The organism is Mycobacterium simulans, from assembly GCF_900232995.1.
GTDB lineage: Bacteria > Actinomycetota > Actinomycetes > Mycobacteriales > Mycobacteriaceae > Mycobacterium > Mycobacterium simulans.
Genome location: NZ_OCVX01000003.1, coordinates 3,435,956 through 3,450,000 on the forward strand (window position 1 = coordinate 3,435,956; position 14,045 = coordinate 3,450,000).

Consider the following 14,045-nt stretch of genomic DNA (forward strand, 5'->3'; position numbering starts at 1 on the left):
GGCATCAACGAGTGCCGCGGGCGGGCGCACACGATGGCGAGTCCGCACGATGAGGGTGGTGAGGCTGCTGTGCGACGACTAGCCGACTTTGTGGTGCGGTGGCCCTGGGTAGTGATCGGGATCTGGGTCGCGATTGCGGTCGCACTGCCGGTGACTTCCCCGTCCCTGAACGCGATGGCCCAGAAACATCCGCTCGCCATCTTGCCCAGCGACGCGCCGTCGAGCGTTGCCGCCCGACAAATGACGGCAGCGTTTCACGAATCGGGCACAGACGACCTCCTGTTGGTGGTCCTGACCAACGAGAACGGGCTTGGTCCGGCCGACGAAGCCGCTTACCGCAAGCTGGTGGACGCGCTCCGCCAGGACACGCGGGATGTCGTGATGTTGCAGGATTTCCTCAGCACACCGTCCCTGCGTCCGGCCTTGACCAGCCAGGACCACAAATCCTGGGTGCTGCCCGTCGGCATTTCGGGTGAGTTGGGCACGCCACGGTCCTACGCCGCCTTTATGAGGGTTGCCGACGTCGTCAAACACACCCTGGAACGAACCCCTGCGGCAACGTCGCTGAAAGCAAACCTCACCGGGCCCGCGGCCACCGTCGCCGACCTCACCGCCGCGGGCGAACGCGATCGGCTTCCGATTGAGCTAGCGATCGCCGTCCTGGTGCTCGTGGTCCTGCTGTTGGTGTACCGCAATCCCGTCACCATGCTGCTGCCGTTGATAGCGATCGGGCTGTCCTTGCTGATCGCACAGGCCGTGGTAGCTGGATTCTCCCAACTGACCGGCTTCGCCGTTTCGAACCAGTCCATCGTATTTCTGAGCGCAATGATAGCCGGCGCGGGCACGGATTATGCGGTCTTTCTCATTAGCCGCTATCACGACCATTTGCGACTCGGCGCAGATTTCGATAAAGCGGTAAAGCTCGCATTGATCTCGATCGGAAAAGTTATCACCGCCTCCGCAGCCACGGTGGGAATCACCTTTCTCGGAATAAGCTTCTCCCGGATGGGGGTGTTTTCGACGGTAGGCGTGTCGTCGGCGATTGGGATCGGTGTGGCATTCCTTGCCGCGATCACGTTGCTGCCGGCCATTCTGGTAATAGCCGGGCCACGCGGCTGGGTCACGCCGCGGCGCGAACTCACCGCTCGATTTTGGCGGCGTTCGGGGATACGCATTGTGCGCCGGCCCAAGGTTCATTTGGTTGCCAGTGCGCTTGTGTTGATCATTCTGGCTAGCTGCGCCGGCTTGGTGCGCTTCAACTACGACGATCGCAAGGTCCTGCGATCGTCCGCCCCGAGCTCGGTCGGATATGCCGCGCTCGAACATCATTTCCCGGTGAATCAGTCCATTCCGGTGTACATCCTCGTCCAGTCACCGCACGACTTGCGCACACCGCAGGCCCTTGCAGACTTGGAGCAAATGGCCGACCGAGTGAGCCAACTGCCGGATATCGCTCTGGTCAGTGGCATCACTCGACCTATGGGAGTTGTGCCGGAACAGTTCAGAGCCACCTATCAGGCGGGCACTATCGGCGCTCGGCTGGGCGGCGCATCCGGTGTGATCAGCGACCACGACGATGACCTCAACCGACTGGTCAAAGGGGCCAACACGCTGGCCGACAACCTTGTCGATGCGCGCGGCCAAGTCAACCAGATGGTTTCCAGTATCCAGAGTCTGATCGATGCTTTCTCTTCAATGAAAAGCCAATACGGTGGAGACAAGCTCGTCAAAGAAGTCACCACCGCGGCCAAGCTGGTAAGCAGCATCAATTCGCTAGGCGCCACCATGGGCGTGAACTTCGTGGCCGTCAAGGACATGTTCGCCTGGATAGCCCCGGTGTTGACGGCACTGCAGGCCAACCCGGTCTGCGACGCCGATCCCTCCTGCACCACTACCCGCGACCACTTTCAGCGGCTGGTCAGTGCGCGTGGTGACGGAAGCCTCGACCAGATCAACGATCTGTCTCGACAACTGGAGGCGTTCCAAGACAGGCAAACCCTCAACGCAACGGTAGACCGTCTGCGTGCTGCGCTCACCACCTTGGTTAAGGCGCTACATTCCTTGGGGCTGGACCGACCCGGAGGGCTACAGGCGGGCCTGACCAACGTCCAACAAGGCGCCGACCGCTTCGCCGGCGGCAGTCGGCAGGTGGCTGACGGCGTGGAACAACTCGTCGACCAAATCAGACAGCTGGGTGCGGGGCTCGGCGAGGCATCGGCGTTCCTACTGGCGATGAAACACGACGCGGCAGGGCCGTCAATGGCGGGGTTGAATATTCCACGTCAGCTACTGCACATGGACGAGTTCATGAAGGCCGCAAAGATGTTCATTTCGCCGGATGGCCACTCGGTGCGGTACTTGGTGCAAACAAAACTCAATCCGTTTAGCGCCGAAGCGATGGATCAGGTCAATACAATCGGCGATACCGCCCGGGGAGCCCTACCGAACACCGCATTGAACGATGCCTCGGTATCGATGGCTGGATATCCCGTTACGCTGCGGGACACGCGCAACTATTATGAGCACGACATCCGATTCATCATCCTGGTGACCATCGTCGTTGTGCTACTCACCTTGATGGCGCTGTTGCGAGCGGTTGTCGCTCCCCTGTATCTGGTCGGTTCGGTCGTGATTTCGTATCTGTCGGCGCTCGGTATTGGCGTCTTGATGTTTCAATTCGTACTTGGCGGGCACTTACATTGGAGTGTGCCTCCATTAGCGTTCGTGGTGTTAGTCGCGGTGGGAGCCGATTACAATTTGCTTTTCATCTCGCGAATGCGTGACGAGTCTCCGCACGGCATGCGTTACGGCGTCATCCGCACCTTGACCTCGACCGGCGGTGTGATTACCGCGGCAGGTCTGATCTTCGCCGCGTCGATGTTCGGTCTCCTGTTCTCCAGCATCGGCACCGTGATCCAGGCCGGTTTCGTGATCGGTGTCGGAATCTTGTTGGATACCTTCGTGGTGCGCACCGTAACGGTGCCCGCCATCGCCACGCTGGTCGGGCGGGCGAACTGGTGGCCGTCACGGCCGAGCTTGCGGTCGCGGTCACCGGCCGGGCCGGCGGAGTAAGGTCCGGGTTAGTTCGGACGCGTGATGTAAGCAAAACTACGAGACCAAGCGAGCGGGCGGGCGGGGGAGTAGGAATGAAGAAACTACTCGCAGGAGTTACCGCGCTGGTAACTGTCAGCGCCACAGGATGTTTCGGATTTGGGATCGCGACAGCCGACGAGACGCCAGCTGTCGAGACGCCAATCGGCGAGGCTCCGGGAGACGGGACGGCGGGCGGCGGGACGGCATACGCGCTGGGGGGCGCGCGCGTTTTAGGTATCCCCTACGACGAGTACATACGTCGCGAGGGTGCCGAATGGTTCCCAAACTTGAATCGACAAATTGTCAACTACCCCGCAGGGCAGGTTCAGGGCCACGTGCTAGAACGACTCTTCCCAGGCATCGGCCGACTGGATGAAAGCTTTCCAGGCTTGGGTATGGACGGCCCCAGCGTCGGCGAGTCCGTCGTCGCCGGAGCAGACAATCTGGATGCGGCGATCCGCAGAGGTGGTCGGGGTACCGCGATTGGCTTATCCGAGGGCTCGCTCGTGCTCGACGCAGTGCAGGCCGGGCTTGCCAATGATCCCACCGCTCCACCGCCAGATCAGTTGACCTTCGCCACATTTGGTGACCCAATCGCGCGCCACGCCTTCGGTGAGAGTTTCCTCACCGCGATGTTTCCCGTTGGCTCCGTCGTTCCTGCACTCGACTACCGGATCCCGCCTCCGGTGGAGAGCCAATACGACACCAAGATGTTCATCGCTGCATACGACTCGATCGCCGACTTCCCCGACCGGCCGGACAACCTGGTAGCCCTCGCCAACACGTTCATGGGCCTCGCTACTGGTCATACTGCGGTTGCCTTCACCAACCCGAGCATGGTTCCGCCGCAAAACATCCGAACAACCGTTAACTCCAGGGGTGCGTCGACAACGACATATCTGATTCCCCAACGACATCTCCCGCTGATATTGCCCCTCAGCTATCTCGGGGTGCCGGAAGACGTGCTGAATCAGCTCGATGCTGAACTGACGCCCATGGTGGCTGCGGGATATTCGCGAAACGACGATCCGCTGACCGCTCCGCTTGAAGTGGACCCGGTGCGAGGCTTCGATCCCGCGGCCGTCACTGCACCGGCGACTCAGGCCACCTTTGGCGGCGGCGCCGATCCTTTTTCGCAGATCCTCTCCGGTGCCATGTTTGCATTGGGTCAGGGCAACCACTGACCAGCGACAGCTGCAATAAACCATTGCAGCGATAGTGGCTCCCCAGCAGGTGGTCGGCACCGGCGCAAAGGAGCATTGAGGATCACAACCAGCGCAGACAGTCCCCTGCGGGTGATCCAGTCGACCACCGGGAACATCGGGCGGCGATCGCTGCACGCCATCATCGGCGGACCGGAACTGGAGCCCCAAAACGCGCAGGTCAGAACCACTCGGAGACGTGCCCACAAATGCGCCCGATGTCGAACCGCTAGCGCTGGCCGACGCCCGTCACCACCAACGAATCGCCCTGTACGACAGCGCAAATCACTCCACGAGCAGGGCAGTATCATAAGCAGAGGTATTCGCATCACCTGCGAAAAACCAACCTACAACCTGGCATAACGGAAGTTTCGATGCAGGCCGAGCTAGCCACCGACACCCGAGAGCACAGCGCGGCATCGATGAGCCGCTGACTGCGAATCCGACTGGTCGGCCCGCACTAGCCGGCCGAAGGCGTGCCGAAAAGCTCTCTCCCGCAACACCGTCGAATGACTTAGCGGAGAAAAGCCGAACTAGCATGTCCTACCCGACAAAATGATGTTGCCACTGCGGGGCCCGATCCGGAGGGCAGCGTTTGGGATCAGTCGCGTAAGCACATGGGATTCAGAGAATCAGGGGCGCAGCATGAATTCGACAAGATCTTCGCGATCGGCGACCGCAACATGCGAGCGTATGGATTTTGACAGGTGCAGCGCGCCAATTCCGAAGGCGAACGTCCAGTTGGCCCGTTGTTCGGCTGTCTGTGCGTCGAACCCGTGGTCGAGGAACGCCTGACGCACGGCAAGGCGAGTGCGACGATCGGACGAACCGACGCTGGCAGCAGCTTGCGGGTTCGACCGTGCCCACTCGCGCATGGCGCGTTCCAGCATCCAGAAGCGTGGACTCACCAAGAACGACATCATCTCGATCAGCCGCGCCCGAGGTTCGAGGGCCGCCAGGTCCTTGAGTTGTTGGTGGTCGTCGTCTCGCCACTGAGCCCAATTCGCCACCAGCGCCGCCTTATAGGCAGCCATGTCGGTGAAGTGCCAGTAGAAGCTACCTTTGGTCACCCCGAGTTGCGCGGTGAGGTTATCGATCTTGAGGGCCTTGAAGCCTTCGTCGGCCAGGATCGCGTAGCCGACCCGCAACCACGCGTCCTTCGTCGTAGCGGTCGAAGTCCGCTTCTGCTCCTTTGGCATCCTTACATGCAATCAGACCGGGAATCGAAAAGCCGAGCCGCTTTGTCATCGGTCGCCGACACCAATGGTCCTTCCCAGTTCTTCCGGTTGCGAACAATGAAACTCCCAGGAGTAAGGGAAATCGCTCCCGTAGAGCAGTCGATCTGGCCCGACAACGTCGGCGGCCAGGCGCAGTGCCGCCGGGTCTGCTGACAACGCGACGTCGTAGTAACACCTCCGCAGTTGGTCGCGAACTGATTTACGGCGGCCGTCGGCGGATGACGGAAACTCCGGGGTGTACTTGCGACGCGGGGTGTACTTGCGACGCTTTGGCCCGACATACGGACATCCTTCCCGCGGGACCAGCAGTCCCACCAGTTACGTGTCCACCATCAGGGGCACCCCAGATAAGGAAGACTGCGCTGCGCAAGGTTGGGCACTCCAAGGAGGGCCGAGTGGATCCGCATATCGTGGTAGGCGCGCCTAAGCCCCAATAGAATACCAAAACGTATGGTATAGCGCGCGCTGAGTTCAACAGGCGATCCCTAGCTGGTGGCCAACTAATGTCCCGCGCCATTAGTTCGTTACGGTAATTGTCATCGATTCGGATCGGCGGTGGGCCGGGTAGACAGGTGCAGCGGCCTCAGTGTGCGCCCGACGCAGGTCGGCGACGCAGAGCACCTCGGGGGCATTGACGGCCAGCCAGCCGGCGAACTCGCGCAGCACGCCCTCGACGCGCACCATTGTCGAGGCCCGCGGCAGACAGCCGGGTCTGGGCGATGTAGCCGGTGAGGGTGGCCCCAGCCTGGGTGGGACCGCTGCCCACTGGGCGACCCGCTCGGCCGAGCGGTCTGGGCTGTTTTGCGGGGCGCGGTGTCCAGGACGCCGAGGTGGAACAAAGTGGTCTGCGCACCGAACAGCGCCGCGCTCAGCGCCTTGGTGCCGTGGCTGCCGGGTCGGTAACGAGTTATCGCGGCCATCAACGCTTTTCGCTGCTCATCGATCACCGGATGGGTCAGCCGCTCGGCAGCCAGCCCGGCCAGCGCGGCCACCTTGGCCAGCGCCGACCACTGCAGGCGGATCACCACAGGGCCGAACCCGAGCTCGGTGGAGGTCGCGGTGAACCGTTCGTGGACCCAGCCCGGACTATCTCGTGGCGTGTCGGCCCTACCTCGGCGCAGTCGCAGCTCATCATCACCGCAGGTTCCACCTATTCGATCCCTCAACTCGCATAACCACGGCTCGAACGGCGGGGACAGATCAAGTGGAACCAGTAACGGGGACTCACCAATTATTTCCCGGTCGCGCCTTCGAGCTGCGCCGGGAAGGCATCGTAGTGGTAGTCGCTCATGCCCCTGTTCCTGTGCTTCTGGGGTCGTACGTTCCCTCCGGACTGTGCATTCAGGGGAGTGCTATCCGGAGAGCTCTACTGATTTCCTGCATTGTCGGTGGAGAAAGGATGCCGAGGGATTCGGTGAGTTCATCGTGGTAGAGCTGCACGATGTCGTCGACCAGGACGAACCCGACGAGAGGGTCGGCGTCGATCAAGGGCACCACTGTAGGTACGTGCGCATTCTTGCTCGTCGTCGTGATCCGAGCCGCCAAGACCGTGTCCAGATTCCTGTTCCGCGAGTTGTTGCTGAGGACCACCCAGGGCTTCGAGCCGTGCCCGAGGTCCACTCGGTATGTCTGGCTCCGCATCCCGCGATTCACAGACCGGCCTCGGTCCTGCGCGCGTAGCGGTCCCGTGCCGCCTGCCGCTCGGCGCGGGCGGGTTCGCTGTTGAACTCCGCGGCCAGTTGGGCGTATCCGGCGTCGAGGACGCGTTCACGGAGCGCTTCAGCCCCGGCCTGGAGCAGTGCGCGAAGCGCGCCGGCTTCGGATTTGATGTCGCTCCCGCCTCGTTGACTCGCCCACTGGCGCAGCACCTCGAACGACGCGGAGCCTTCGCTGAGATACGGCGCGACCACTGCTTCATCGGCGTCTTTGAGGATCAGGCTCACTCGCTTACTCATGACACATATCCTACACTGCTATTAAGTGCATAAACAAGCGCATTATATGGTGCACTCGTAGGCTGCGGAAGGCTCCAAGCGGGCCCGCTGAGGTTCTCTCGAAATGCGCCTCGCTTTCGTCATCTCGGTAATCCTCGGAGAGGCCTACATAGAGGGGGAGTCAGGCAAGAGAGATACCTTCGCTGGAATCTTGATTGCGGACAAGTGAGCCGGAGTAACCAACCAGTATCGTTGTGTTTCAGTCGAATACAGCTCCGTCGTCCGTTCGCCATGACACCAACAGCGGCGCACTGGCCTGGGCCACCTACACGCTGTTGCCCGGCGCTTGGGACACCGCGGCCGCCGAGGTGGCACGGGTGCTCAGCGGTCGAACTCCGACCGCCGCAGACCTCCCCGCCCTGACGTATCTGAACGGCATTGTGCACGAGACACTTCGGCTTACCCACCCGGGGTCATCTCGGGCCGCCGGGTAATGCGCGATCTTCGGTTCAACGGGCACCGGATCCGCGCGGGGCGCATGATCGCCTTCAGCGCCTACGTCCCCACCGGATTCCCGAGTTATGGCCGGAGCCAACCGAATTTCGTCCGCAGCGATGGGACTCAGCAGCGCCGGACTACCACAAACCCGCACCCCATGAATTCATTCCGTTCAGCGGCGGTTCGCACCGGTGCATCGGGTCGGTGATGGTCATCACCGAAATGACGGCGATGCTGGCCCGGCTGGTCGCGCGAACCACATTAAGGCTGCCCGCTCAACGTATCCGGGCCGCCAACTTCGCCGCGCTCAGCCCGCGGCCAGGCCTGACGGTCGAAGTCCGCGATTCAGTGCCAGCGCAGTAGCACGAGCTCGGCGCAGAATCCGGGCCCCATCGCGAGCATCAGCCCGGAGCTTCCGCTGGGCGGCCGCTTCTCGATCGTGTCGGCAGGAGTCGACCGGTGCTGACTGGTTATAGAGGTATGGCCGGAATCAAGGTGAAGCTTGGCAGGATTGTCTGGGCCACGTTGATGGGCGGAATGGCAATGCCGGGGGTGGTGAAGCCGCCGAGCTGAATACCGCTGAGGCCGATTTGCGGCAGATTGAAGCCGGTGCCCGGTCCGACCGCAATGGGCGGCACGGTCACCGGCGGAGTGTTGAAGGCATCCAAATTGATGGGGCTGACGAGGATGTCTGCCAACTGTATGGCCGGGCCGTTGAGTGCCAGGTTGAAACCGTCCACTGTGATCTGCCCCAGGGTCATGGCATTGACCGCGCCGTCGATCACAAAGCTGACCGGGTTGGAGGCATTGACCGGGTTCACTATTTGCAGAGGCGGGATTTGGGTTGCGGGAACCCCGAAATGTATCAGTGTGGTGAAAGGAGTGGGGACAAACGCTAGCCTTGACCCGGATAGGTCGATGAATGCATAGGTCCTGATGTCGATTCCGAAGGTGTTCACTGGATTGGTCGGGTTGTAGATCGATATCGCGGGCGTCGTCAATTTCGGGAAGCTGATCGTGGGCAGACTGAAGTTGCTCACCGAGACCGAGGGTACCGTGAAGGGCCCAACCGAGATGCTGGGCAGGGTTGGGGTGATGGTGACGTTGGGCACGCTGATCTCACCGATAGTGACACCGTTCACCTGGATGTTGGGTATCGAAATCTGACCCAAGTTGAACGGTGACAGGCTTATCGGAGGTATGGATACCGCGCCGAGGCTCATCGGCGGTATCGCGATCGGCGGAATGTTTATTTGGGGCACGTCGATAGCGACGCTGATTTCCGGCGTCTCCAGTGGCCCTAGGTAGGGGCCGCTGGGGGGAGGATTGATGATCCCCTCGAACGGATTCGTCCAGTCGATGCCGATACGTGGGATCAGGTCGAACAGGCCGATGTCCAGCGAGCCGGTGCCGACGATCGGGCCCGGGGTGGTGAACGCGCCGATTTCGATGCCGGGGACGGAGATCTGCGGGATCTGGAATTGCCCGATGCTGATCGGGGGAACGATAATCGGTCCCAGCGTGCTCTCCGAGATACCGATCGATCCGATGTCGATCGTCAGACCGGGATTCGTCAGGGTGATCTCTGGGGTTTGGAACGCGGGAATGGATATCTCCGGGATGCTCAACCCGGAAACCTGGATCGGGGGCAGGACGAAGCCGGTATTTCCGGTGAATTGTCCGGTGCTCAGGTTGAAGTCGCCTATGTAGATGCCGGGTGTCGCCGTCGGTCCCAATACCTGGAGGGCGAAGTTGATATAGATGGTGGACGGTAGTTCCAGGTCGATAACATTGACTGGCCATATTTTCGTATCGAACAGTATCTGCGGCACGCCATGTATTACCACGCTCATGTAGTTGAGCGAGGGAAGATGACTCGTCAGCTGGCCTATATTGGCGGGTATGTTCGCGCCGCCCGACGGGATCCAGAATCCGCCGGCGGGTATGGCGACCGAGGGCAGCACGAGTGGGGCCGTGGCCAGCTGCGGCGTACTGAATCCACCGAGAGTTATCCCCGGCGACGTGAATCCGGGGAAGGTGAATGACGGTATTGTCAACGAACTTGCCGACATGTTTAGCGACACCGGCGGCAAGGAAAAACCACTCACACTTATCTGCGGAATTTTAATCCCGGGCAACGTAAGGTCGGAGAAATTCAAATTCAGAAGATTGACTGACGGCAGCTGGAAATTAGGGATCTGGATCGGCGGTATGGTCAGTTCGGGCAGGCTCACCGCAACGGCGGGCTGCGGCCCGGGCGGCCGCGGGGCCACGGCCGAAGCCAGTGCGCCGACCGCCTGGGCCGGCGCGTTGGCGATGTTGGCTAACGGCTGGACAATCGGCGTCAATGCCGCGGCGATCGCCGAAGCCTCGCCGTGATAGCCCAGCATCGCGGCGATGTCCTGGGCCCACATCAACTCGTATTCGGCCTCGGCGGCCGCGATGGCCGGGGCGTTGAACCCGAATAGGTTCGACATCATCAGCGATACCAGCCGGTTGCGGTTGGCGCTGATAGCGGCCGGGAACACCGTGGCCGCCTGGGCAGCCTCGAACGCCGTCGCCGCCGCGCGGGCCAAGTTCGCCGCGGTATCGGCGTGCGTGCTGGCCGCGCTCAGCCACGCTCGGTAGGGAGCGGCGGCGGCCGTCATCGCACTGGCCGCCGCACCCTGCCAGGCCTCGGTCACCAGCCCGGACGTCACCGACTCGAAAGAAACTGCCGCCGAATTCAATTCGCTGGCCAGATCGCTCCAGCCCCCCGCGGCCGCCAACAGCGGCTCCGGGCCCAAACCGCTGAACATCCGCATCGAAGTTATCTCAGGCGGTAGAAGTTGAAAGTTCATCGCACAACACTCCTGCGGGTCGCAGACTGGCTACAGAGGTATGGCCGGAATCAAGGTGAAGCTTGGCAGGATTGTCTGGGCCACGTTGATGGGCGGAATGGCAATGCCGGGGGTGGTGAAGCCGCCGAGCTGAATACCGCTGAGGCCGATTTGCGGCAGATTGAAGCCGGTGCCCGGTCCGACCGCAATGGGTGACACGGTCACCGGCGGAGTGTTGAAGGCATCCAAATTGATGGGGCTGACGAGGATGTCTGCCAACTGTATGGCCGGGCCGTTGAGTGCCAGGTTGAAACCGTCCACTGTGATCTGCCCCAGGGTCATGGCATTGACCGCGCCGTCGATCACAAAGCTGACCGGGTTGCTGGCATTGACCGGGTTCACTATTTGCAGAGGCGGGATTTGGGTTGCGGGAACCCCGAACTGTATCAGTGTGGTGAAAGGATTGGGGACGATCGTAATTCTTGACCCGGTTAGGTCGACGAATGCATAGGACTCGAGGGTGATTCCGAAGGTGTTCACTGGATTGGACGGGTTGTAGATCGATATCGCGGGCGTCGTCAATTTCGGGAAGCTGATCGTGGGCAGACTGAAGTTGCTCACCGAGACCGAGGGCACTGTGAAGGGGCCGACCGAGATGCTGGGCAGGGTTGGGGTGATGGTGACATTGGGCACGCTGATCTCACCGATAGTGACACCGTTCACCTGGATGTTGGGTATCGAAATCTGACCCAAGTTGAACGGTGACAGGCTTATCGGAGGTATGGATACCGCGCCGAGGCTCATCGGCGGTATCGCGATCGGCGGAATGTTTATTTGGGGCACGTCGATAGCGACGCTGATTTCCGGCGTCTCCAGTGGCCCTAGGTAGGGGCCGCTGGGGGGAGGATTGATGATCCCCTCGAACGGATTCGTCCAGTCGATGCCGATACGTGGGATCAGGTCGAACAGGCCGATGTCCAGCGAGCCGGTGCCGACGATCGGGCCCGGGGTGGTGAACGCGCCGATTTCGATGCCGGGGACGGAGATCTGCGGGATCTGGAATTGCCCGATGCTGATCGGGGGAACGATAATCGGTCCCAGCGTGCTCTCCGAGATACCGATCGATCCGATGTCGATCGTCAGACCGGGATTCGTCAGGGTGATCTCTGGGGTTTGGAACGCGGGAATGGATATCTCCGGGATGCTCAACCCGGAAACCTGGATCGGGGGCAGGACGAAGCCGGTATTTCCGGTGAATTGTCCGGTGCTCAGGTTGAAGTCGCCTATGTAGATGCCGGGTGTCGCCGTCGGTCCCAATACCTGGAGGGCGAAGTTGATATAGATGGTGGACGGTAGTTCCAGGTCGATAACATTGACTGGCCATATTTTCGTATCGAACAGTATCTGCGGCACGCCATGTATTACCACGCTCATGTAGTTGAGCGAGGGAAGATGACTCGTCAGCTGGCCTATATTGGCGGGTATGTTCGCGCCGCCCGACGGGATCCAGAATCCGCCGGCGGGTATGGCGACCGAGGGCAGCACGAGTGGGGCCGTGGCCAGCTGCGGCGTACTGAATCCACCGAGAGTTATCCCCGGCGACGTGAATCCGGGGAAGGTGAATGACGGTATTGTCAACGAACTTGCCGACATGTTTAGCGACACCGGCGGCAAGGAAAAACCACTCACACTTATCTGCGGAATTTTAATCCCGGGCAACGTAAGGTCGGAGAAATTCAAATTCAGAAGATTGACTGACGGCAGCTGGAAATTAGGGATCTGGATCGGCGGTATGGTCAGTTCGGGCAGGCTCACCGCAACGGCGGGCTGCGGCCCGGACGGCTGCGGGGCCACGGCCGAAGCCAGTGCGCCGACCGCCTGGGCCGGCGCGTTGGCGATGTTGGCTAACGGCTGGACAATCGGCGTCAATGCCGCGGCGATCGCCGAAGCCTCGCCGTGATAGCCCAGCATCGCGGCGATGTCCTGGGCCCACATCAACTCGTATTCGGCCTCGGCGGCCGCGATGGCCGGGGCGTTGAACCCGAATAGGTTCGACATCATCAGCGATACCAGCCGGTTGCGGTTGGCGCTGATAGCGGCCGGGAACACCGTGGCCGCCTGGGCAGCCTCGAACGCCGTCGCCGCCGCGCGGGCCAGGTTCGCCGCCGTATCGGCGTGCGTGCTGGCCGCGCTCAGCCACGCTCGGTAGGGAGCGGCGGCGGCCGTCATCGCACTGGCCGCCGCACCCTGCCAGGCCTCGGGCACCAGCCCGGACGTCACCGACTCGAAAGAAACTGCCGCCGAATTCAATTCGCTGGCCAGATCGCTCCAGCCCCCCGCGGCCGCCAACAGCGGCTCCGGGCCCCAACCGCTGAACATCTGCATCGAAGTTATCTCAGGCGGTAGAAGTTGAAAGTTCATCGCACAACACTCCTGCGGGTCGCGGCGGGCTTCTCCGCTTTCGCAGCGAGGACGAACGGNGGCCTCGGTCACCAGCCCGGACGTCACCGACTCGAAAGAAACTGCCGCCGAATTCAATTCGCTGGCCAGATCGCTCCAGCCCCCCGCGGCCGCCAACAGCGGCTCCGGGCCCAAACCGCTGAACATCTGCATCGAAGTTATCTCAGGCGGTAGAAGTTGAAAGTTCATCGCACAACACTCCTGCGGGTCGCGGCGGGCTTCTCCGCTTTCGCAGCGAGGACGAACGGCGGACTGGCTTCTAACATTTGGGCCGACTAGGGACCATCTGTTTGGGCTAAGCAAGGACCATAACATACTTTATGGTATAGGCTTCCGTAATCGCCGATTCCGCACCTTGAGAATGGGACATCTATGTCGTTCGTCTTCGCCGCACCGGAAGCACTGGCGGACGCTGCGGCTGGTCTCAGCGCTATCAACTCTGCGTTGAACGCGGGTACTGCTGCGGCACTACCGGCGACGACGGGCGTAATCGCGGCGGCCCAGGACGAGGTGTCGTTGGCCATCGCGGCCTTGTTCGCCCAGCACGCGGGCGATTACCAGGCGGTGGCCAGGCAGGTCGCAGCGGTTGGCGACCAATTCATGCGGAACTTGACCGGTGCGGGGGCCGCGTACGCGGTCGCGGAGGCTGCCGCCGCACCGTCGCTGCAGGCTTTCGGAGAAGACCTGCTCGCGGTGGCTAATGCGCAGGCTATGGCATTGCTGGGGCGTCCGCTGATCGGCAATGGCGCCGACGCGACCACCCCCGGCGGCGTGGGCGGGGCCGGCGGGCTGCTGATGGGC

Annotated in this window: 9 protein-coding genes and 5 pseudogenes; 5 read left to right on the top strand and 9 right to left on the bottom strand. The window is 61.8% G+C overall.

Features of this window, described 5'->3' with window-relative positions:
- Positions 1–69 precede the first annotated feature (69 nt).
- Complete coding sequence (locus tag MSIMFI_RS16170) at positions 70–3,072, top strand: MMPL/RND family transporter (RefSeq protein ID WP_263597418.1); 3,003 nt, start codon at positions 70–72, stop codon at positions 3,070–3,072.
- Between the two features lie 74 nt (positions 3,073–3,146).
- Positions 3,147–4,277, top strand: a complete 1,131-nt coding sequence (gene pe / locus MSIMFI_RS16175) for an acyltransferase PE (protein WP_191497946.1) — start codon at positions 3,147–3,149, stop codon at positions 4,275–4,277.
- Positions 4,278–4,927: 650 nt separating this feature from the next.
- On the opposite strand, the gene MSIMFI_RS16180 is transcribed toward pe, so the two are convergent.
- The 3 genes from MSIMFI_RS16180 to MSIMFI_RS16190 form a co-directional block, all read right to left on the bottom strand.
- Entirely contained in the window at positions 4,928–5,494 is a 567-nt protein-coding gene (locus MSIMFI_RS16180; RefSeq protein ID WP_191497947.1) for a TetR/AcrR family transcriptional regulator, read from the bottom strand.
- 45 nt (positions 5,495–5,539) lie between these two features.
- Positions 5,540–5,848, bottom strand: a complete 309-nt coding sequence (locus MSIMFI_RS29280) for an amidohydrolase family protein (RefSeq protein ID WP_318187398.1) — start codon at positions 5,846–5,848, stop codon at positions 5,540–5,542.
- Positions 5,849–6,049: 201 nt separating this feature from the next.
- The gene (locus MSIMFI_RS16190; RefSeq protein ID WP_191497948.1) at positions 6,050–6,217 is read right to left on the bottom strand and encodes a hypothetical protein; all 168 of its coding nucleotides are present in this window, start codon (positions 6,215–6,217) and stop codon (positions 6,050–6,052) included.
- Positions 6,218–6,363: 146 nt separating this feature from the next.
- Here MSIMFI_RS16190 and MSIMFI_RS16195 point away from each other — a divergent pair, with 146 nt between their 5' ends.
- On the top strand, positions 6,364–6,708 hold the full coding sequence (locus MSIMFI_RS16195) for a hypothetical protein (RefSeq protein ID WP_191497949.1): 345 nt from the start codon (positions 6,364–6,366) through the stop codon (positions 6,706–6,708).
- A 166-nt stretch (positions 6,709–6,874) separates the two neighbouring features.
- Here MSIMFI_RS16195 and MSIMFI_RS16200 read toward each other — a convergent pair whose 3' ends face one another.
- Both MSIMFI_RS16200 and MSIMFI_RS16205 read right to left on the bottom strand, forming a co-directional pair.
- The gene (locus tag MSIMFI_RS16200) at positions 6,875–7,174 is read right to left on the bottom strand and encodes a type II toxin-antitoxin system PemK/MazF family toxin (RefSeq protein ID WP_224770212.1); all 300 of its coding nucleotides are present in this window, start codon (positions 7,172–7,174) and stop codon (positions 6,875–6,877) included.
- 8 nt (positions 7,175–7,182) lie between these two features.
- Positions 7,183–7,488, bottom strand: coding sequence for a hypothetical protein (locus MSIMFI_RS16205; protein ID WP_224770213.1), 306 nt, complete (start codon positions 7,486–7,488; stop codon positions 7,183–7,185).
- 269 nt (positions 7,489–7,757) lie between these two features.
- On the opposite strand from MSIMFI_RS16205, the pseudogene MSIMFI_RS16210 reads away from it, so the two are divergent.
- A pseudogene (locus tag MSIMFI_RS16210) lies at positions 7,758–8,328 on the top strand (cytochrome P450); the annotation flags it as partial.
- Here the strand turns inward: MSIMFI_RS16210 and MSIMFI_RS28225 are convergent.
- The 4 pseudogenes from MSIMFI_RS28225 to MSIMFI_RS30040 all read right to left on the bottom strand — a co-directional run.
- Positions 8,311–8,409 (bottom strand): annotated as a pseudogene (locus tag MSIMFI_RS28225) (hypothetical protein); the annotation flags it as partial. The pseudogenes MSIMFI_RS16210 and MSIMFI_RS28225 sit on opposite strands and share 18 nt — an antisense overlap.
- A 1,826-nt stretch (positions 8,410–10,235) precedes the next feature.
- A pseudogene (locus MSIMFI_RS29710) lies at positions 10,236–10,805 on the bottom strand (PPE family protein); the annotation flags it as partial.
- 1,830 nt (positions 10,806–12,635) lie between these two features.
- A pseudogene (locus MSIMFI_RS30035) lies at positions 12,636–13,205 on the bottom strand (PPE family protein); the annotation flags it as partial.
- Positions 13,206–13,280: 75 nt separating this feature from the next.
- Positions 13,281–13,559 (bottom strand): annotated as a pseudogene (locus tag MSIMFI_RS30040) (PPE domain-containing protein); the annotation flags it as partial.
- 57 nt (positions 13,560–13,616) lie between these two features.
- Between MSIMFI_RS30040 and MSIMFI_RS16225 the strand changes: the two are divergent.
- Positions 13,617–14,045, top strand: a 429-nt coding sequence (locus MSIMFI_RS16225) for a PE family protein (RefSeq protein ID WP_191497953.1), incomplete at its 3' end; no start/stop codon positions are given.

Bases quoted from the DNA above. Each gene is read 5' to 3' on its own strand.
- MSIMFI_RS16205 (WP_224770213.1), bottom strand. From the start codon at position 7,488: ATGAGTAAGCGAGTGAGCCTGATCCTCAAAGACGCCGATGAAGCAGTG.
- MSIMFI_RS16180 (WP_191497947.1), bottom strand. From the start codon at position 5,494: ATGCCAAAGGAGCAGAAGCGGACTTCGACCGCTACGACGAAGGACGCG.
- MSIMFI_RS16190 (WP_191497948.1), bottom strand. From the start codon at position 6,217: ATGGTGCGCGTCGAGGGCGTGCTGCGCGAGTTCGCCGGCTGGCTGGCC.
- pe (WP_191497946.1), top strand. From the start codon at position 3,147: ATGAAGAAACTACTCGCAGGAGTTACCGCGCTGGTAACTGTCAGCGCC.
- MSIMFI_RS16200 (WP_224770212.1), bottom strand. From the start codon at position 7,174: ATGCGGAGCCAGACATACCGAGTGGACCTCGGGCACGGCTCGAAGCCC.